Annotated in this window: 16 protein-coding genes; 11 read left to right on the top strand and 5 right to left on the bottom strand. The window is 61.4% G+C overall.

What is annotated here, in order from left to right:
* Window positions 1-84 precede the first annotated feature (84 nt).
* A complete protein-coding gene (locus IB246_RS02535) occupies window positions 85-1,386 on the bottom strand; it encodes an ATP-binding protein (protein ID WP_008036839.1) in 1,302 nt (433 codons plus the stop codon).
* Window positions 1,387-1,390: 4 nt separating this feature from the next.
* Window positions 1,391-2,092, bottom strand: coding sequence for a response regulator transcription factor (locus tag IB246_RS02530; RefSeq protein ID WP_008031130.1), 702 nt, complete (start codon window positions 2,090-2,092; stop codon window positions 1,391-1,393).
* A gap of 294 nt (window positions 2,093-2,386) precedes the next feature.
* On the opposite strand from IB246_RS02530, the gene IB246_RS02525 reads away from it, so the two are divergent.
* From IB246_RS02525 to IB246_RS02480, 10 genes are all read left to right on the top strand, one after another.
* Entirely contained in the window at window positions 2,387-3,544 is a 1,158-nt protein-coding gene (locus IB246_RS02525; protein ID WP_008036840.1) for an efflux RND transporter periplasmic adaptor subunit, read from the top strand.
* Window positions 3,545-3,559: 15 nt separating this feature from the next.
* Window positions 3,560-6,658 carry an efflux RND transporter permease subunit gene (locus IB246_RS02520; RefSeq protein ID WP_008036841.1) on the top strand — a complete coding sequence of 1,033 codons (3,099 nt, stop codon included), beginning with the start codon at window positions 3,560-3,562 and terminating at the stop codon, window positions 6,656-6,658.
* A gap of 179 nt (window positions 6,659-6,837) precedes the next feature.
* Complete coding sequence (locus tag IB246_RS02515; protein ID WP_008036842.1) at window positions 6,838-7,479, top strand: DUF1345 domain-containing protein; 642 nt, start codon at window positions 6,838-6,840, stop codon at window positions 7,477-7,479.
* A gap of 76 nt (window positions 7,480-7,555) precedes the next feature.
* Entirely contained in the window at window positions 7,556-8,395 is an 840-nt protein-coding gene (locus IB246_RS02510; RefSeq protein ID WP_008036846.1) for an AraC family transcriptional regulator, read from the top strand.
* Between the two features lie 52 nt (window positions 8,396-8,447).
* The gene (locus IB246_RS02505; protein ID WP_008036847.1) at window positions 8,448-9,056 is read left to right on the top strand and encodes a LysE family translocator; all 609 of its coding nucleotides are present in this window, start codon (window positions 8,448-8,450) and stop codon (window positions 9,054-9,056) included.
* Window positions 9,057-9,194: 138 nt separating this feature from the next.
* Window positions 9,195-10,220, top strand: coding sequence for a LacI family DNA-binding transcriptional regulator (locus tag IB246_RS02500; RefSeq protein WP_008036849.1), 1,026 nt, complete (start codon window positions 9,195-9,197; stop codon window positions 10,218-10,220).
* Between the two features lie 156 nt (window positions 10,221-10,376).
* The gene (locus IB246_RS02495; RefSeq protein ID WP_008036852.1) at window positions 10,377-11,159 is read left to right on the top strand and encodes a sugar phosphate isomerase/epimerase family protein; all 783 of its coding nucleotides are present in this window, start codon (window positions 10,377-10,379) and stop codon (window positions 11,157-11,159) included.
* On the top strand, window positions 11,152-12,126 hold the full coding sequence (locus IB246_RS02490) for a sugar kinase (RefSeq protein WP_008036854.1): 975 nt from the start codon (window positions 11,152-11,154) through the stop codon (window positions 12,124-12,126). Before IB246_RS02495 ends, IB246_RS02490 begins: the two co-directional genes overlap by 8 nt.
* 114 nt (window positions 12,127-12,240) lie before the next feature.
* Window positions 12,241-13,539: an MFS transporter gene (locus tag IB246_RS02485; RefSeq protein ID WP_008036856.1), complete on the top strand. Its 1,299-nt coding sequence runs from the start codon at window positions 12,241-12,243 to the stop codon at window positions 13,537-13,539.
* Between the two features lie 21 nt (window positions 13,540-13,560).
* Window positions 13,561-14,538, top strand: coding sequence for a bifunctional glyoxylate/hydroxypyruvate reductase B (locus tag IB246_RS02480; protein ID WP_008036858.1), 978 nt, complete (start codon window positions 13,561-13,563; stop codon window positions 14,536-14,538).
* Between the two features lie 117 nt (window positions 14,539-14,655).
* On the opposite strand, the gene IB246_RS02475 is transcribed toward IB246_RS02480, so the two are convergent.
* On the bottom strand, window positions 14,656-15,843 hold the full coding sequence (locus IB246_RS02475; RefSeq protein WP_008036860.1) for a pyridoxal phosphate-dependent aminotransferase: 1,188 nt from the start codon (window positions 15,841-15,843) through the stop codon (window positions 14,656-14,658).
* 219 nt (window positions 15,844-16,062) lie between these two features.
* Between IB246_RS02475 and IB246_RS02470 the strand changes: the two genes are divergently transcribed.
* Window positions 16,063-16,803 carry a hypothetical protein gene (locus IB246_RS02470; RefSeq protein ID WP_008036861.1) on the top strand — a complete coding sequence of 247 codons (741 nt, stop codon included), beginning with the start codon at window positions 16,063-16,065 and terminating at the stop codon, window positions 16,801-16,803.
* Between the two features lie 74 nt (window positions 16,804-16,877).
* Here IB246_RS02470 and IB246_RS02465 read toward each other — a convergent pair whose 3' ends face one another.
* Together IB246_RS02465 and IB246_RS02460 are read right to left on the bottom strand one after the other, a co-directional pair.
* On the bottom strand, window positions 16,878-18,503 hold the full coding sequence (locus tag IB246_RS02465; RefSeq protein ID WP_008036862.1) for a methyl-accepting chemotaxis protein: 1,626 nt from the start codon (window positions 18,501-18,503) through the stop codon (window positions 16,878-16,880).
* Window positions 18,504-18,849: 346 nt separating this feature from the next.
* Window positions 18,850-19,992, bottom strand: coding sequence for a glycerate kinase (locus tag IB246_RS02460; RefSeq protein ID WP_008036863.1), 1,143 nt, complete (start codon window positions 19,990-19,992; stop codon window positions 18,850-18,852).
* Window positions 19,993-20,167 lie beyond the last annotated feature (175 nt).

Here is a 20,167-nt window from a genome sequence, read left to right as displayed (position 1 = left end):
GGCGATGGGGCCATCAGACATTGCGTTGAATTCAAGGACGCCATCGCCGGCAAGCCGGCTCCTACACAGGTTTTGCGGCGGTCATCAGGCCGGGACCGGTAACCACAAACGGAACCGTGCGCCGCCCAGCGGAGACGGTTCGACGGTGAGCGTGCCGCCCTGTGCCTCCAGCGCCCGCCGACTGATCGCCAATCCCAGGCCAAAGCCACCCGTCGCCCGATCGCGACTGCGATCCAGTCGATAAAACGGCTCGAAAATCCGCTCGCGCTCGTCATCGGGAATGCCGATCCCATCGTCATCGACCCAGATTTCACACCCCTTGGCACAGACCTGAACCCCGATCTGAATACGCTTCTCGCAGTAGCGCATCGCGTTGCGCAGCAGGTTCTGAATCGCCCGGGCAGTCAGCCGAGGATCGAGTGTGAAGCGTTCGAGCTGGCCGTGAAGCAGCACGTCGATCACGATTTCAGGGGACTCCAGCTCCTCATCGACACTGCCCAGAATGCTGTCGATGAACTCATCCAGCGACACTTCCACCTGTTCCGGTAGCCGGGCCGGGTTTTGCAAGCGGCTATAGGACAGCAGCTCCAGCACCAACTCATCCAGTTCACGAATGTGCGCGACCAGCCCTTGCAGGCGCTCCCGACTGGCAGCCGGCAAATCGTCGGACAGTGCCAGCGCGAGGCCAAAATCCAGGCGGGTCAGCGGTGTGCGCAGCTCGTGAGAAACGGCGTTGAGCAAATCCCGCTGCTGGTTCAGCAGGTTTTCGATATCGCCGGCCATGGTGTCGAAAACGTTGGCCAGGCTACCGATGTTGGAGTGGGTGGGGATCTGGGTGCGCTCGCTCAAATGCCCCTTGCCGAAGCGTTCAGCCGTGCCTTTGAGCCGCTCCAGGTCGCGCCAGTGCGGACGCAGCCACAGCAACAGGCACGCGAGCATGGTCGCGCCGATCAGCACGTTGATGCTCCAGTACAGCAAGTTCACGTCCAGCGGGTCCGGCGGCACGACCATTTGCACGACGGTTTGCGAGTTCAACGGTGCCACCGCCAGCGTGCGCCAGCCCCAGTCGCCGATGCGCACGACATTCTCGCCACGCTGCAAACGTTTCTGTTCCGCCAGGGTCAGGCCGTCATCGTCATTGCGGCTGAGGACGATGTGCAGCGGGTTGAATTCCTTGTCCATCTCGGCCGCCAACGCTGGCCACTGCGTTTCGGGCACGGCGTGAAACTGCTTGACGATCAGCGACTGCAACCCGCGCGAGTAATCGAGGTTGTAGGTGACAAAGCGCTCCTGGAAGACCTTGATCACCACGTCCGGCACCAGATAGATCGCCGCGCTGTACGAAATGATCGTCACCAGGTACAGGCGAAAGAGGATTCTGAACATCGCCTCAGCATTCCCACTCGGAACGGCTGAACAGGTAACCCTTGCCCCACACGGTCTTGATCTTGCGCGCCTCGCCGGCATGGTCGTCGAATTTGCGCCGCAGCTTGGAAATCGCCACGTCCACCGAGCGGTCGGTGCCGTTGAATTCGATGCCGCGCAGGCGTTGCAGAATCTGGTCGCGGCTCAACACTTCGCCGGCATGTCGGGCCAGCACCACCAACAAGTTGTATTCGCCGCTGGACAGCTCGACCAGTTGTTCACGCCAGGTCACGGTGCGTTCGGACAGGTCGATGCACAAATTGCCCATGAGGATGCGGTCGTTGGCAGTCTGCGGTTCGCTGAGACTGCTGCGGCGCAACAGCGTACGAACGCGGGCCAGCAACACGCGGGGTTCGCAGGGTTTGGTGACGTAGTCATCGGCGCCCATTTCCAGGCCCAGCACCTGATCATGGCTGTCGTCGCGGGCGGTGAGCATCAGGATCGGCAGCGTGGCCGAATCCGCGCGCAACAAGCGACAGACTTGCAGGCCGTCGAGCCCCGGCAACATCAGGTCGAGGATCACCAGGTCCGGCGGATTGACCCGCGCACGCTCGCGCACGTGGTCACCGCGGCTGATCACGCTGACGGAGTAGCCGTTGCGTTCCAGGTAGCTGGAAATCAACTCGGAGAGCGCGGTGTCGTCTTCGACCAGGAGGATGTTGGGCATGGGTGTTTCCAGAGAGTGCAGTGGCGGCTGTTCGGGCCTCTTCGCGGGCAAGCCTCGCTCCTACAGGGATTGTTGTCGGCCATGGATTTCGCGGACGACACAAATCCTGTAGGAGCGAGGCTTGCCCGCGAAGGCGGCCTGACGTGCGCAATAAATTTCAAGCCATGAAGGATATACGCCCTCACCCGTGCCTGAGCAAAACCATTACACAATTTCACACAGCACCAACAAAGCTTCACCGCTACCCTCGTCGCCTCCCCGTAGGATGCGGGAGTTCATTATTGGGGTATTTACATGTCGAAGAACCTGCTTGCCAAGCTCAGCCTGCTTGCCCTGGCGTTGACGCTGAGCGCGTGTGACAAATCCACGAACGCTGAAGAGCAGGCGCCGTTGGCCACCGTGCGCATCGAGACCATCAAACCCCGGCCCCTGTCGATCACCAGCGAATTGAGCGGACGGATTGCCGCGCCACGTATTGCCGAAGTGCGCGCCCGGGTCGCCGGCGTGGTGTTGCAACGCGCCTTCCACGAAGGCAGCGACGTGAAAAAAGGCGACGTGCTGTTCCGCATCGATCCGGCACCGTTCAAGGCTGACCTGGACAGCGCCGAAGCCTCGCTGCGCAAGGCCGAGGCCAACGCCTACCAGGCCAGGCTGCAAGAACAGCGCTACGCCCAGTTGATCGAAGGCAATGCCATCAGCGGCCAGGATTACGACAACGCCCGGGCTGCCGTACGGCAAACCGCCGCTGAAGTCGCGGCCAATAAAGCCGCCGTGGATCGAGCGAAATTGAATCTCGGGTACGCCACCGTCACTGCCCCCATTTCCGGGCGCATCGGCCGCGCACTGGTCACCGAAGGCGCATTGGTCGGGCAGAACGAAACCACGCCGCTGGCATTGATCCAGCAGTTGAACCCGATTCATGCCGACCTCACCCAGTCGACCCGCGAACTCAACGACCTGCGCCGCGCCTTCCGTTCCGGCCAGTTGCAGGAAGTGGGTCAGGGTCAGGCCAAAGCCACGCTGATTCAGGATGACGGCAGCCTCTATCCGCTGCCGGGCAAGCTGCTGTTCACCGACATCACCGTCGACCCGGGCACCGGCCAGATCATCCTGCGCAGCGAGTTTCCCAACCCGGACCTCGACTTGCTGCCGGGCAGCTTCGTGCGGGTGCGCCTGGAACAAGCGGTGAACCAGCAAGGCATCAGCGTGCCGCAACGCGCCATTCAACGCGACAGCGCGGGTGTTGCGCAGGTGCTGGTGCTCGATGCGGAACTGCGCGTCGGCCAGCAAACCGTAGAGCTGGGCGCCGTGCAAAACGATCGCTGGATCGTCACTGCAGGCCTCAAGTCCGGCGACCGCATCGTCATCGAAGGCCTGCAACACGCCAAGCCCGGCGAGAAAGTACAGATCGACGATTCCCCTCTTCCACTTGCCCAGGTTTCTGGTCAGTAAGCAGGACGCTTTTCTATGCCGCAGTTCTTTATCGACCGCCCGGTGTTCGCCTGGGTGGTTGCCCTGTTCATCCTGCTGGCCGGTGCCCTGTCCATTCCGCAATTGCCGGTGGCGCAGTACCCCGATGTCGCGCCGCCGCAGATCGAAATCTACGCCGTGTACCCGGGCGCCTCGGCGCAAACCGTGGACGAAAGCGTGGTTAGCCTGATCGAGGAAGAGCTCAACGGCGCCGATCACCTGTTGTATTTCGAATCGCAAAGCAGCCTCGGCAGCGCTACGATCAAGGCGACTTTTCAACCGGGCACCAACCCGGAAATGGCCCAAGTGGATGTGCAGAACCGCCTGAAAGTCATCGAGTCGCGCCTGCCGCAAGCGGTCAACCAGCAAGGTTTGCAGGTGGAGAAAGTCTCCGCCGGTTTCCTGCTGCTGATCACCCTGACCTCCACTGACGGCAAACTCGACGACGTGGCGCTCAGCGATTACCTGGCGCGCAACGTGATGAACGAGATCAAGCGCCTGGACGGTGTCGGCAAGGCCCAGCTGTACGGCGCCGAGCGGGCGATGCGGATCTGGATCGACCCGCAGAAACTGATCGGTTTCAACCTGACACCGGCCGACGTCAACGCGGCCATCGTTGCGCAGAACGCCCAGGTTTCGGCCGGCAGCATCGGCGACCTGCCGACCCGCACCACCCAGGAAATCACCGCAACCGTTCTGGTCAAAGGCCAGCTGTCGACCCCGGAAGAATTCGCTGACATCGTGCTCAAGGCCAATCCGGACGGTTCCACCGTGCGCATCGGTGATGTGGCGCGGGTCGAAATCGGCAGCCAGGAATACCAGTTTGGCACGCGTCTGAACGGCAAGCCGTCCACCGCCGTCGGCGTGCAATTGTCCCCCGGCGCCAACGCCCTCAGCACTGCGACGCTGGTGCGGGCGAAGATGGATGAACTGGCGCGCTACTTCCCGGCGAATGTGGAATACAAGATCCCGTACGACACCTCGCCTTTCGTCAAAGTCTCGATCACCAAAGTGGTTTACACCCTGATCGAAGCGATGGTGCTGGTGTTCGCTGTGATGTTCCTGTTCCTGCAAAACTTCCGCTACACGCTGATTCCGACCCTCGTGGTGCCAGTGGCGCTGATGGGCACCTTTGCGACCATGCTCGCGCTGGGGTTCTCGATCAACGTACTGACCATGTTCGGCATGGTGCTGGCCATCGGCATTCTGGTGGACGACGCCATCGTGGTGGTGGAAAACGTCGAACGGATCATGGCCACCGAAGGCCTGTCGCCCAAAGAGGCGACGCGCAAAGCGATGAAGCAGATCACCGGGGCGATCATCGGCATCACTCTGGTGCTGGTCGCCGTGTTTATTCCAATGGCGTTCATGCAGGGTTCGGTCGGAGTGATCTACCGGCAATTCTCGCTGTCGATGGCCACCTCGATTCTGTTTTCGGCCTTCCTCGCCCTGACCTTGACCCCGGCGCTCTGCGCAACGCTGCTCAAGCCGATTGCCAAGGGTGAGCATCACGCCAAGGGCGGCTTCTTCGGCTGGTTCAACCGGCGCTTCGAGCAACTGACCGAGCGCTATCAGGGCTGGGTCGCTTATGCGCTGAAACGCAGCGGTCGTTACCTGCTGATCTACGGCGTGCTGCTGATCGGTCTAGGGCTGTGCTTCAGTCGTCTGCCCTCTTCGTTCCTGCCGGTGGAGGATCAGGGTTACACCATCACTGACATTCAACTGCCACCCGGCGCGAGCAAAAATCGCACGGTGCAGGTGGTCGAGCAGATCGAAGCGCACAACGCCACCGAACCGGGCGTCGGCGACAGCACGGTGATTCTCGGCTTCAGCTTCTCCGGCAGCGGGCAAAACGCGGCGCTGGCGTTTACCACGTTGAAAGACTGGTCGGATCGCGGCAGCGACGACTCGGCGAGTTCGATTGCCGACCGCGCCAACATCGCGCTGAGCCAGATCAAGGACGCCATGGCGTTCTCGGTCCTGCCGCCGCCGGTGGACGGCCTCGGCACCTCCAGCGGTTTCGAGTTCCGCTTGCAGGACCGTGGCGGCCTCGGCCATGCCACGCTGATGCAGGCGCGTACCGCGTTGCTGGCAGCCGCCGAGAAAAGTCCGATCCTGATGAACGTGCGCGAAAGCGCACTGGCTGAAGCGCCGCAGGTGCAACTGATCGTCGACCGTAAACAGGCGAATGCGCTGGGGGTTTCGTTTACCGACATCGGCAGCGTGCTGTCCACCGCTGTCGGTTCGGCTTACATCAACGACTTCCCCAATCAGGGGCGGATGCAGCGGGTGGTGGTCCAGGCTGAAGGCGATCAACGCAGTCAGGTCGCCGACCTGCTGAAGATCCACGTGCGCAACAGCAGCGGGAAAATGGTGCCGCTGTCCGCGTTCGTCCAGGCCAAATGGACTCAGGGCCCGGCGCAGTTGACCCGTTACAACGGCTATCCGGCAATCAGTATTTCCGGTGAACCGACGCCAGGTCACAGTACCGGTGAAGCCATGGCGGAAATCGAGCGACTGGTCGCGCAAGGGCCAGCGGGCCTGGGCCAGGAATGGACCGGGTTATCGCTGCAGGAACGGCTGTCCGGCAGCCAGGCGCCGATCCTGCTCGGGTTGTCGCTGTTGATCGTGTTCCTGTGCCTGGCGGCGTTGTATGAGAGCTGGTCGATTCCGACTTCGGTGCTGCTTGTGGTGCCGCTCGGTGTACTCGGCGCGGTGTTGGCCGTGACCTTGCGCGGGATGCCCAACGACGTGTTCTTCAAGGTCGGGCTGATCACCATCATCGGCCTGTCGGCGAAGAACGCGATCCTGATCATCGAGTTCGCCAAGAACCTGTACGACGAAGGCCACGACCTGATCGACGCCACCCTGCAAGCCGCGCGCCTGCGCCTGAGGCCAATCGTCATGACGTCCCTGGCGTTCATCCTCGGTGTCGTGCCGCTGGCGATCGCCACCGGCGCAAGCTCGGCAAGCCAGCAAGCCATCGGCACCGGGGTGATTGGCGGGATGATCACCGCGACACTGGCGGTGGTGTTTGTGCCGGTGTTTTTTGTGGTGGTGATGAAACTGGTGCGCAAGCGCCACAAGAAAACCTGACCGCACACATCCCCCTTGTAGGAGCGAGGCTTGCCCGCGAACGCGGTGTGTCAGTCGAGTGAAGTATTGACTGTTACAGCGCCTTCGCGGGCAAGCCTCGCTCCTACAGGGATCGGTGTTGGTCAGAGGGGTCCACGCTGGGCTAAGGTGTTTGCAATACCCCAACCCATCGAGCCTCCATGCCCTTCCTCGCCCGCACCCACCCTCGCCTGTCCGCCGCTGCGACCCTCGGTGTTGCGGTGGGCATTCTGGCTCCGGCCGATTCGATCATCAGCAAAATCCTCTTCGGCTGGAACACCGGGGTCTGGTCGTATCTGGTGCTGATGCTCTGGCTCGCCGCCCGCGCCAAAGCGCCGGATGTGAAACGCATTGCCGAAGTCGAAGACGAGAACGCCGGGCTGGTGCTGTTCGTGGTGTGCATCGCCGCCATCGCCAGCCTGGCGACCATCACCTTCGAACTGGTCGGCAGCAAGGACCTCGAAACCACCCGCAAACTGTTGCATTACGGGTTTACCGCGCTGACCGTCATCGGTTCATGGCTGTTGATCGGGGTGATTTTCAGCGTGCATTACGCCCGCCTGTTCTACACCTGGGCCGGCAAAGACCCGGCGCTGCGCTTCGCTGAAGGGCTGACCACCCCCAATTATTGGGACTTCCTGTATTTCTCGTTCACCATCAGCGCAGCCGTGCAGACCTCCGATGTCGGCGTGGCCACTCGGGAATTGCGCAAGATTGTGCTCGCGCAGTCGCTGATCGGTTTTCTGTTCAACACCGCGATTCTCGGGTTCTCGATCAACATCGCTGCGGGCCTGTTCAACTGAGCCGTGCACAAACGTTCTAGGCATCGCCCTCGCCACGGGCGTTAAATAACCCGGCAATCCGTCTCGCAGGTGCAGCATGACCACTCACAACTGGATCGACCTGGCCCAGGACGCCGACACCGGCATCGAGACGCTGCGCGCGCATTTCGAGGGCCACGCCTACGATCCGCACTGGCATGACAGCTATCTGGTGGGCGTCACCGAGCAAGGGGTGCAGCAATTCAACTGCCGGCGGGCCCGGCACCAGAGCACGCCGGGCAAGGTGTTTTTGCTCGAACCGGGTGACATCCATGATGGCGAAGCACCGACGGCAGACGGTTTCACCTACCGCATGCTGTACCTCGACCCGCAGTGGTTGAAACGCGAACTCAGTGCCGTGTTCGACAACGCGCCGGACAACAGTCAATTGAGCTTCGCCAATACCCTGGCCACCGACGTGCGTCTGGCCCACGCCACCAGCCTGGCGTTTCAGGCGCTGCACAACGGCGAGCTGAAAATCGTCCGCCAGACTGCCCTCGACGGTTTGCTCGAACGCCTCACCACTCACCTGCACTGGCGTGCCCGTTATGGCGAAGACCCGCGATTGCCGTTGGTGGCGCAGAAGGCTCGGGAATATCTGCACGCCCATGCCCACGAGGACATCGGCCTCGACCAACTGGCCGCCGCAACGGGCGTCGATCGCTTTCGCCTGACCCGCGCCTTCAAGGCTGCTTATGGCATCGCCCCGCACGCCTATCTGGTGCAATTGCGCCTGGCCACGGCCCGCAGAATGCTGGCCCGAGGCGAACAACCGGCCACGGTGGCCATGACGTTGGGGTTCGCCGACCAGAGTCATCTGGGCCGTTGGTTCGTGCGGGCCTACGGCCTGACGCCCGCGTTGTATCGCAAGCGCTGCTCAAATCTTCCAGACAGTTAACCGTGGGATTGTGAAGATCGACTTCAATGATCTTCACCGGAGTTTGCCCGCGATGCTGTCCACTTTCCCGACGTTACTGCCCTTCCTGTTGTTTGCGTTCGTGGCGTCGATCACGCCCGGCCCGACCAACATTCTGGTGTTGAGCAACAGTGCCCGATACGGCTTGGTGGCCGCCGTGCCGATCATCTTCGGCGCCTGTGCCAGCGCCGCGACAATTGTGTTGTTGGTCGGCAGCGGTGCCGGAGCGTCGTTGACCGCTTGGCCCTTCGTGCAAACCGCCATGCAGTGGATCGGCGTGGCTTGGCTGAGTTACCTCGCCTGGCAAATTTTCAACGCCCCGGCAGAGGCCGTCACCACCCAAAATGCCGATGCCCGGCTCGGTCTTTTGGGCGCTGCCGGCCTGCAACTGATCAACCCGAAAACCTGGATGATGGCGCTGGCGGTTGTCAGTGTATTTGCCGGGGCCGGCGAACAGCGCCTGACCCATGTGATGGTGTTGTCGCTGGCGTTCTTTCTGATTTCCCTGCCCTGCCTTGGGGTCTGGGCGTTGCTCGGCGCGGGCTCCACGCGCTGGTTGCGCTCACCTCGCTCAATGCAACGCTTCAATCGCTGCATGGCCCTGTTGCTGTTGGGATCGGCCTGGTTGAGTCTTTGGGCCTGAATCCCATTCGTCGGCCATTGTCGGACAATCGACGATGCGGGGCTTGACGGCGTATTTGCTTTTGGTGTCTTCTGAAACCGGTTTCAGTGCGATCTCAAACGCACGGACCTTATAACTCCAATAAGAAGGTTTCAGACCGTGAACGATTTCTCCGCCGCCCAGCGCAGCCGCGTGACCATGCTTGATGTCGCCGAACATGCCAAGGTCTCCAAGGCCAGCGTGTCACGGTTCATCGGCGAGGATCGCGCCTTGCTGTCCGATGCGATTGCATTGCGCATCGAACAGTCGATTGCCGAACTGGGTTATCGCCCGAACCAGATGGCTCGCGGTCTGAAACGTGGACGAACCCGCCTGATCGGCATGCTGGTCGCCGACATCCGCAACCCTTATTCGATTGCCGTGATGCACGGGGTGGAAACCGCCTGCCGTCAACACGGCTACAGCCTGGTGGTGTGCAACACCGACCGCGATGACGAGCAGGAATGCCAGCACCTGGCCCTGCTGCGCTCGTACAACATCGAAGGGCTGATCGTGAACACCCTCGGCCACCACCGCGACGAATTGCAGGAACTGCATCGCGAGATGCCGCTGGTGCTGGTGGACCGCAAGGTCGAGCACCTCGAAAGTGACATGGTCGGGCTGGACAACCCGGCAGCGGTCGAGATCGCCATCGCCCACCTTGAAGAACGCGGATACCGCGATGTGCTGCTGGTCACCGAACCGTTTGACGGCACCAGCTCACGGATCGAACGAGTCAGCAGTTTCAAGGCGCAGATCGCCCGGCGTTCGGCGCTGCGCGGAACGATGAGCGAAACCGGCAGTGACCTCACGGCAAACCTCAAGACTTTTCTCGATACCCCCGGCCCCGGCCCGAAGGCGCTGTTCTGCGCGAACGGGATTGCGGCGCTGGCCGCGACCCATGCGTTGCGCGAATTGCAGTGCACGTTGTTCGAGGATGTCGGCTTGATCGCCCTCGATGATCTGGATTGGTACCCGCTGGTGGGCAGCGGCATCACCGCCCTCGCCCAACCGACGACCGAGATGGGCGCGAGTGCGTTTGAATGCTTGCTCAAGCGCTTGCGCGGGGATGACGGGCCGGTGCGGACGATGGATTTTTCGGCTCGGTTGATTGTGCGTGGGTCGACCCTTGGGAATCTTCGGTGAATGCTACGACCCCTTCGCGGGCAAGCCTCGCTCCTACAGAGGCTCGCGATACCTCTGTAGGAGCGAGGCTTGCCCGCGAAGGGGCCCAAAAGATCACCACAAAACCTCATCCTTTTTTTTGAACAAAAATGAAACCGGTTTCAGAGGTCCATGACAATGCATAAACCACCCGTTTCCATCAGCCTCTCCAGCTACGGCGCCGACCTCGTCCGCCAGCGCGGTCAAGGCAGTTTCATCGATATCCTCGCCGCTGCGGGCGCCAGCCACATCGAATGGCGCGAAGAATTGCTGACCGTTGAAGACCCCACCCAACTGGCCGATGCCACCCGGGCGCAAGGCCTCGAAAGCGTGTATTCCTCGCCGATGGAATTGTGGCTGGCCGGCCAGTCGAAACCCAATCCGCAACTGATCACCGCCCTGCAACGCGCCCAGGCCTTCGGCGCCAATTGGCTGAAGGTGTCCCTCGGTTACTTCACCGACACCAGCGACCTGCAAACCCTCGCCCGGATCCAGGGCAAAAGCGCCGTGCAACTGCTGGTGGAAAACGATCAGACCCTGCACGGTGGTCGCATCGAACCGTTCCAGCGTTTTTTCGCAGCAGTCGAGCAACACAATCTGCCGATCAAAATGACCTTCGACATCGGCAACTGGCACTGGCAGGACCAGTCCGCCAGCAGCGCCGCGCGCCTGCTCGGGCGTCACGTCGGCTACGTACACTGCAAAGCCGTGTCACGCCGGGCCGACGGCAAACTGGTCGCCATGCCGCCTGCTGCCAGCGACCTGCATTCATGGGAACAACTGCTGCGGCACATGGCCCAAGGCGTGATGCGGGCCGCGGAATATCCGCTGCAAGCCGATGACCTGGTGCAACTCACCACCGAGCATGTCGCCGCCCTCGCCCACTTGGGGCAAGCACGCCTGGAGAGCGCTCATGTCTGAGATCGATATCCTGTCGTTCGGCGAAACCATGGCGATGTTTGTCGCCGATCAAAATGGCGACCTCGCCAACGTCGACCACTTTCACAAACGCATTGCCGGGGCCGACAGCAACGTCGCCATCGGTTTATCGCGACTGGGGTTCAAGGTGGCGTGGCTGAGCCGGGTCGGCGACGACTCTCTGGGGCGCTTCGTGATCGACACCTTGAAAAAGGAAGGCCTGGATTGCAGTAACGTTGCCCTCGATGCCGCACACCCGACCGGGTTTCAGCTCAAGTCACGCACCGACGATGGCGACGATCCCAGGGTCGAGTACTTTCGGCGCGGCTCGGCGGCGAGTCATCTGTCGCCGAAGTCGATCATCCCCGAACTGCTCAAGGCGCGGCACTTGCACGCCACCGGCATTCCTCCGGCGCTCTCGGAAACGGCGCGACAGATGTCTTTCGAACTGATGACGCGCATGCGTGAGGCCGGGCGCAGTGTGTCCTTCGACCCGAACCTGCGCCCGAGCCTGTGGGCCAGCACGCAACAGATGATCAGCGAAATCAACCGCCTCGCCGCCCTCGCCGACTGGGTGCTGCCGGGTTTGAGTGAAGGTCGCTTGCTGACCGGCTATGAAGACCCGGCTGACATCGCCGCGTTTTACCTCGACCAGGGTGCCGAAGCGGTGGCGATCAAGCTCGGCCCGCACGGCGCGTATTACCGCACGCATCTGGATGACGGTTTCGTGGCGGGCGTGCCCGTGGAAACGGTGGTCGACACGGTCGGTGCCGGTGACGGGTTTGCCGTCGGCATGATCAGCGCGCTGCTGGAAAACCACAGCGTTGCGGACGCCGTGAAACGCGCCAACTGGATTGGTAGCCGTGCCGTACAGAGTCGTGGGGATATGGAGGGGTTGCCGACCCGATCCGAGATGTCCATCGAATTCGAGACCGCTGTTCGCGGGCAAGCCGCGCTCCTACAGGTTTAGCGCGAACCTGTAGGAGCGAAGCTTGCTCGCGAAGAGGCCATCACTACCACTGCAAAAGCTTGATCTGACCCGTTACCTGCTGCGACAAAAACAACAAGCTCAGGAGCACCACTCATGAAAACCGCAACGCTCGCCACCCGCCGCTGGTGGTACATCATGCCCATCGTATTCATCACCTACAGCCTGGCGTACCTGGACCGCGCCAACTACGGATTCGCCGCCGCCTCCGGGATGGCCGCCGACCTGATGATCACGCCTGGCCTGTCGTCGATGCTCGGCGCACTGTTCTTCCTCGGCTACTTTTTCTTCCAGGTGCCCGGCGCGATCTACGCGCAAAAACACAGTGTGAAGAAACTGATTTTCGTCAGCCTGATCCTCTGGGGCAGTCTGGCGACGCTCACCGGGATCGTCTCCAACGCCTACTGGCTGATCGTCATTCGCTTCATGCTCGGCGTGGTCGAAGCCGCGGTGATGCCGGCCATGCTGATCTACCTGTGCCACTGGTTCACCCGTGCCGAACGCTCGCGGGCCAACACTTTTCTGATCCTCGGCAACCCGGTGACCATGCTCTGGATGTCGGTGGTGTCGGGCTATCTGGTGCAGCATTACAGCTGGCGCTGGATGTTTATCATCGAAGGTTTGCCGGCAGTGCTCTGGGCGTTTATCTGGTGGCGCCTGGCGGATGATCGTCCGGCCCAGGCCAAGTGGCTCAGCGACGCCGAAAAGCACGATCTGGAAAGCGCCCTCGCCGCCGAACAGGTGGGCATCAAGGCGGTGAAGAACTACGCCGAAGCCTTCCGCTCGCCGAAAGTGATCATCCTGGCCCTGCAATTTTTCTGCTGGAGCATCGGCGTCTACGGCTTCGTGCTGTGGCTGCCGTCGATCCTCAAGGCCGGCGCACAAATGGACATGGTCGAAGCCGGCTGGCTGTCGGCGCTGCCGTATCTGGCGGCGGTGATCGGCATGCTGCTGGTGTCCTGGGGCTCGGACAAACTGCAAAAGCGCAAACGCTTTGTCTGGCCGCCGCTGCTGATCGCCTCGATTGCGTTCTACGGATCGTACGCGCTGGGCGCCGAACATTTCTGGTGGTCGTACACCCTGCTGGTGATTGCCGGGGCCTGCATGTACGCGCCTTACGGACCGTTCTTCGCGATCATCCCGGAAATCCTCCCGGCCAACGTCGCCGGTGGCGCCATGGCGTTGATCAACAGCATGGGCGCGCTCGGCTCGTTTGGCGGCTCTTATCTGGTCGGTTACCTGAACAGCTCCACCGGTTCGCCGGGCGCGTCTTACCTGCTGATGAGCGGCGCGCTGATGTTTTCGGTGGTGCTGACGATTCTCCTCAAGCCCGGCGCCAGCGACCGGGAACGTCCTGCGGTTGCGCAAACACGCCCGACCGCCGCCCATCCTTGAATTGATGCAGAGATGAATACGATGAAAAAGCAGGTCGTGCTGTACAAGAAACTCTCACCGTTGCTGATGGCTCGCCTGCATGAGCAGACCGACGTGACGCTGATCGACAACCTCGACGCCGATGGCCTGGCGCAACTGCGCGAGGCCCTGCCCCGCGCTCACGGGTTGCTCGGTGCCAGTCTGAAACTGGACGCGGGCCTGCTGGATCTGGCGCCTAATCTGCGCGCCATCGCCAGCGTTTCGGTGGGCGTCGACAACTACGACATCGACTACCTGACCGAGCGGCGAATCCTGCTCAGCAACACCCCGGACGTGCTCACCGAAACCACCGCCGACACCGGTTTTGCGCTGATCCTCGCGACGGCCCGGCGCGTGGTGGAACTGGCGAACATGGTTCGTGCCGGCCAGTGGAACCGCAACATCGGCCCCGTGCATTTCGGCAGCGATGTGCACGGCAAAACCCTGGGCATCATTGGCATGGGGCGAATCGGCGAAGCGTTGGCCCAACGCGGGCATTTCGGTTTCGGCATGCCGGTGATCTATCACAGCCACTCGCCGAAACCGGCGGTGGAACAGCGCTTCAATGCGCAATACCGCAGCCTGCCAGAGCTGTTGCAGCAGGCCGATTTCGTTTGCCTGACATTGCCGCTGACAGTGGAAACCGAGGGGCTGATCGGTGCTGAACAGTTTGCGCTGATGCGTCCAGAGACGATCTTCATCAACATTTCACGGGGCAAAGTGGTGGACGAAACGGCGCTGATCGAAGCGTTGCGTTCCGGGCAGATTCGCGCAGCGGGGCTGGATGTGTTCGAACGCGAACCGCTGAACCCGGACTCGCCGCTGTTGCAACTGAACAACGTGGTGGCGACGCCGCACATTGGCTCGGCGACCCATGAAACGCGCGAAGCGATGGCGACGTGTGCGGTGGACAATCTGCTGGCAGCGTTGGCGGGTGAGCGGCCGAAGAATCTGGTGAATACGCGGGCGTGGAAGGATTAAGAGATTCGGCGCCTGCAAGTCAGTCTTCGCGGGCAAGCCTCGCTCCTACGGGATTACGCAGCACCTGTAGGAGCGAGGCTTGCCCGCGAAGGGGCCGGCATTGCCAACACAAATCTGTCAGGCCCGGCGCGCTTCCAGAAGATCCGCCGCACACAACGCAATCCGCCGACACGCATCCGCCAGTTTCCGTTGATCCACCACCAACCCGATCCGGATGTGCCCCGCCGCGCTCGGCCCGAACGCTTCACCGGCCAGCACCGAAACGCCATAGCCCTCCAGCAGCCGCTCGGCGAAGTGCTGGGCAGACAACCCGGTCTGGCGCACATCGACCATCACAAACATCCCGCCATCCGGCCGAACCGCCCGCACCCCCGGGCACGCACTCAGGCTCGCGCACACCAGGTCACGGCGTTGACGGTATTCCTCACGCATCATCGCCACTTCCGGCAGATCACCCTCCAGCGCAACCTGCGCCGCCTTCTGCACAAAGTCCGGAATGCCGAACAGCATGCACAACGACAGATGTTCCAGATGGTCAATCAAGGGTTTGGGCCCGATCACCCAACCGACCCGCCAGCCGCTCATGGCGTGGGATTTGGACAGGCTGTTGAGCGTCGCGGTGCGCTCGGCCATGCCCGGCAGGCTGGCCGGGCTGATGTGCTCGCCCTCGTACAACAGATCGCTGTAAACCTCGTCACTGATCAGCCACAGGTTGTGCCGAATGCACAGCGATGCCAGTTCCTGCCAGATCTTCAGCGACAGACTGGCACCGGAAGGGTTGTTCGGACTGTTGAGCAAAAGCGCGCGGGTTTTCGGCGTGATCAGCGCCGCGACATCCGCCGGATCAACGCGAAAGCCGTTCTCCGGACGCACCGCCACCGGCACCGCTTTCGCCCCGCAGGCACCGAACACGCCTTCATAGGTCACGTACATCGGTTCGGCGACGATCACTTCATCGCCCGGATCGAGCAGGCATTGCACGACCGAATACACCCCGCACTGGGCGCCGGGCGTCACAATCACCTGATCCGCATCGACCTCCTGACCGCTGCAACGTCGGTGACGGTTGACGATGCTGTCCCGTAGCCCGCGACTGCCGCGCACTTGCGAGTAATGCGTGTCGCCAGCCAGCAGGCTGTCAATGCACGCCTGGACGATGGGGCGCGGCGTATCGAAGTCCGGATCGCCCACCGACAACAGCAACACATCGACGCCCTGCTCTCGTAATTCCAATGCTCGGTAATGAATCTGCCAGGCCGCAGCGCCGTCTCCGGCAATTCGTTGGGTCAAGGCTGAATAGCGCATGTATTTCTCCAATCGCGCGTGTTCCTAGTCTCAACCCTATCTCAAATCACGAAACGCGCCACCTGCGCGGCATCACCGTGCACTTTGACACCCCTTGCAGAAAACGACCACCTGTCATATCTGACAGTAGACGGGTGCCACGCTATTTCGTTTAACTGGCCTCGATACCTCTGCAGTCGAGACGTGAGGTTCCACTTACCTTTTACTCAGAGCACTTAAATGTCGAATTTAAATCTGCAAATACAAGAACTCGAAGCCCCTGGAATTCTGGGTGCACTGCCAGATCTTCCCGGCGGCCAGGAAAACCTGCTGCCCGTCGAACAGCTTTACAAACCCCTTCTTATGTCAGTTCCTGACTGGGATGGAGTGTTTCCAACGCCACCAAACCAACGAGTACGTTTGGAGCTGCTAGTAAATGATGTTCGCGTCTATCAATTTGATTTCATAACACCCATTGACCCAAAAATATTCCCTCTCCAGCTTCCAATCGAGCCAAAGTACTTCATGGTCGAGGGCCGTTACAAAGCGAGCTACTCCCTGACCATCTCAGCAAACTCGGTTTTCTCCCAAGCGAGTTTTTTTACCGTTGATAAAACACCGCCAAACGCAGGAAACCCGGGCCAACAGGTGGGTATTCCAGATGAAGTCGAACAAAACGGAATCACCACTGCATACTTGGCTGAAAACAATGATTCAGTACCGATCGTCGTTTCTAAATATATTGATCAGCGAGCCGGCGATGTGATTTCACTGCGCCTGGGTAACTTCGCCAGCCCTCCTGTAGTGAATTGCACCGTGCATGACTCGAATTCCGACACGGTCATACCTGTGAAAGGAGAAATTATCCGCGTGATCGGTAATGGATTACATTACTTTTTTTACAGCCTGAAAGACCGTGCTAGAAACGTCGGCCCGATCTCTCAGTACCGCGCTGTCAACATTGTTTTGGATCAAAAATAGAAATCGCATTGCAGATGGCATTTGGCACTGGTTGCTTCCATGATGTGGCGGAACCGCCAGTGCCACGCAGCGATTCAAATCACAAACCGCGCCACCATGGCATTCAAATCAACGGCCAGGCGCGACAGTTCATGGGTGGCAGCGCTTGTCTGATTGGCCCCGGCAGCGGACTGGGTTGCCAGGTCGCGAATGTTCACCAGGTTGCGGTCGACTTCGCGGGACACCTGCGCCTGCTCTTCGGACGCGCTGGCGATCACCAGGTTGCGTTCGTTGATCAGATGGATCGATTGGGTGATCTGCTCCAGCGCGACACCGGCGGCTCGGGCCATTTCCAGGGTGCTGTGGGTGCGCTGATTGCTTTGCTGCATCGACGACACCGCCTCCCCCGTACCGTTTTGGATGCCGGCCACCATCTTCTCGATTTCCTGAGTCGATTGCGCCGTGCGATGCGCCAACGCCCGCACCTCGTCCGCCACCACCGCAAAACCACGCCCGGCTTCACCGGCACGGGCCGCTTCAATCGCGGCGTTCAGTGCCAGCAGGTTGGTCTGCTCGGCAATGGCGCGAATCACGTCCAGCACCTTGCCGATGTCCCGCCCCTGAGCGGCCAGGCCTTCGATCATCAGCGAGGTGTTCTGCACGTCGTGGGTCATGGTCTGGATCGCATCAACGGTTTCCACCACGCGGTCGCGACCTTCACGAGCAGCCTGGGTCGACTGGTTCGAGGCTTCGGAAGTCGACACGGCGTTGCGCGCCACTTCTTCCACGGCGGCGGTCATTTCGTTGACTGCTGTGGCGGCTTGTTCGATTTCATTGTTTTGCTGTTGCAGACCGCGGGACGCTTCTTGCGTGACCGTGCTCAGCTCTTCGGCGGCGGCGCCCAGCTGCGTGGCGGAACCGGCGATTTGCTCGATGGTTTTGCGCAAACTGGCTTGCATCGCGGACAAGGCGCCGAGCAAACGTGCCGGTTCATCCTTGCCATCGACTTCAATGACGTTGCGCAGGTTGCCGCCCGCAATGGTTTCAGCAGCCTGCAATGCACGGTTCAGCGGGGTGACGATGCTGCGGGTCAACAGCCAGGCCAGCAACACGGTCATCAGTGCGGCAATCACCGCAACGACCACGATGCCGGTGATGGCATTGCTGTAGTGTTCGCCCGCTTCGGCCGATGCGGTCTTGGCATCGGTGGTGTTGAGTGCCACCAGTTTATTGAGCTGCTCGCCCATCTGGTCGGTGCCGTCCTTGATCCGCGTATTGATCAGGGTGCGCATCTCATCCAGCTTGTTCTGCCGCGACAGCTCCATCATCTGGTTCTGCGCTTGCATGTAGGTGTCGAGGGTGGCGGTGAACGTCTTGTACAGCGCGGCTTCTTCTGGCTGGGCGGGCAAGGCTGCGTAGCTGGCCTGAGCGCTGCGCAGCTTGTCGGTGAGGACGCTGATGCGAGTCTGGGCTTCCTGCAACGCGGCGGGTTCGCGGTTGACCAACACCCGGAACGAGAGGATGCGCATGCGCAGGACGTTTTCCGTCATGTTGCCCAAAAACCCGATGCTGGGCAGTTGCGTCGTCTCCATGTCGACCGAGGCCTGGCGAATGGTCGTCATGCGGCTCACGGCAAATACACCCAGCACGATGACCAGCAAGGCAATGAAGGCAAAACCCAGGAAAGCTCGAGGCGCGATGTTCAGATTACGCAGGGACATAGGACGATACTCGGGTGATTGAGTCTTCGAGCGTCCTTGCCGTGATCACTGGCGGGCGGGCATTGAGGCGCACCGCTCAGGCTGGCGCCACTGTTGTAATTGGTTTGTGTGCGCCTGATATCTGTATCGGCTGGGGTTGAGGATTTTTGCGGGGATTTGCGAAATATATTTCAAGGGATTACGAGTGTTTCATCCGTGAAACACTGATCTTTGGTTCGCCGCGTCCCCCTGTAGGAGCGAAGCTTGCTCGCGAAGGTCGTCAACGATGACGCAGGTTGTCTGGATGAACGCGTTGCCCTCACGTTCTTCGCGAGCAAGCTTCGCTCCTACAATGGCCGTGGGGTATTCAGGATTGGCGTTTGGCGATACGCCAGACCCGGGCGATGTCGCTCGCCCGCTCACGCAACAACCGTGGCGCCTCGGTACACGCCTGCTCCAGGGTCATCGGCCCGCTCGCCAAGGCAAACGCGGCGTCGATGCCATGCGCGTACAGGGCCTGATAGCCCTCGCCCAAGGTGCCGGCGATGACGATGACCGGCACGCCGTGTTGTCCGGCGATGCGTGCGACACCAAACGGTGTCTTGCCGCGCAGGGTTTGCGCATCGAAGCGGCCTTCGCCGGTGATCACCAGATCGGCGCCCTTGACCGCATCGGCCAGACCGACCAACTCCGCGACCACTTCAACCCCGGCCTTGAACTGCGCGCCCAGGAAGGCCTTGGCGGCAAACCCCAGGCCACCCGCCGCGCCGCTGCCCGGCTCGTCACGCACGTCATTGCCGAGAACCTGGGCGCAAAGCCCGGCGAAGTGCCCGAGGGCGTGATCCAGCTGCTCGACCTGCGCAGGCGTTGCGCCTTTTTGTGGACCGAAAATCGCAGAGGCACCGTGGGGGCCGCACAGTGGATTGTTGACGTCGGCGGCGATGTCGAAGCGCACGTCGGTCAGACGTGGATCGATGTCACTGAGATCAATGCGCGCCAGTTGCGCCAGTGCCAATCCGCCGGGCGCCAGGGTTTGGCCTTGTGCATCGAGCAGTTTCACGCCCAGCGCTTGCATCGCCCCCGCACCGCCGTCGTTGGTGGCGCTGCCGCCAATCGCCAGGATCACCCGTTGCGCCCCGGCGTCGAGTGCCGCGCGGATCAACTCACCGGTGCCGAAGGTGCTGCTGATGCACGCATCGCGTTGCCCCGGCGGAACGAGTTGCAGGCCGCTGGCCTCGGCCATCTCGATGATGGCGGTGAGGCTCTGGGGCAACCAGCCCCATGCGGCGTCGACCGTTGTGCCCAGCGGTCCTTTGACGTGGGTGCGACGGAGTTGACCTTCGCAGGCGGCCAGAATCGACTCGACCGTGCCTTCGCCCCCATCGGCCATCGGGCTTTTGACCAGTTGCGCATCGGGCCAGACTTCAACCAGACCAAGGGCAATGGCATCGGCCACGCCTTGTGCGCTGAGGCTGTCCTTGAACGAATCGGGGGCGATGACGATTTTCATGCGAATTCTCCAGTTCCAATGCCCCCATGCTGCCAGCCGGCCTGAACAATAACGCCGGTCCGCTGCACAAGTGGCACGGAGGATTATTGTTCATTTTCACAAAACCCTGTGGGAGCGAGCCTGCTCGCGAAAGCAATCTCAAGTACGCCGAAAAAACTGTAGGAGCCCGGCTTGC

The sequence above is a fragment of the Pseudomonas sp. PDM01 genome, assembly GCF_014852325.1.
Taxonomy (GTDB): domain Bacteria; phylum Pseudomonadota; class Gammaproteobacteria; order Pseudomonadales; family Pseudomonadaceae; genus Aquipseudomonas; species Aquipseudomonas migulae.
The sequence above is the reverse complement of the archived record's forward strand: the minus strand, read 5'-3'. Positions and strand labels throughout refer to the sequence as shown.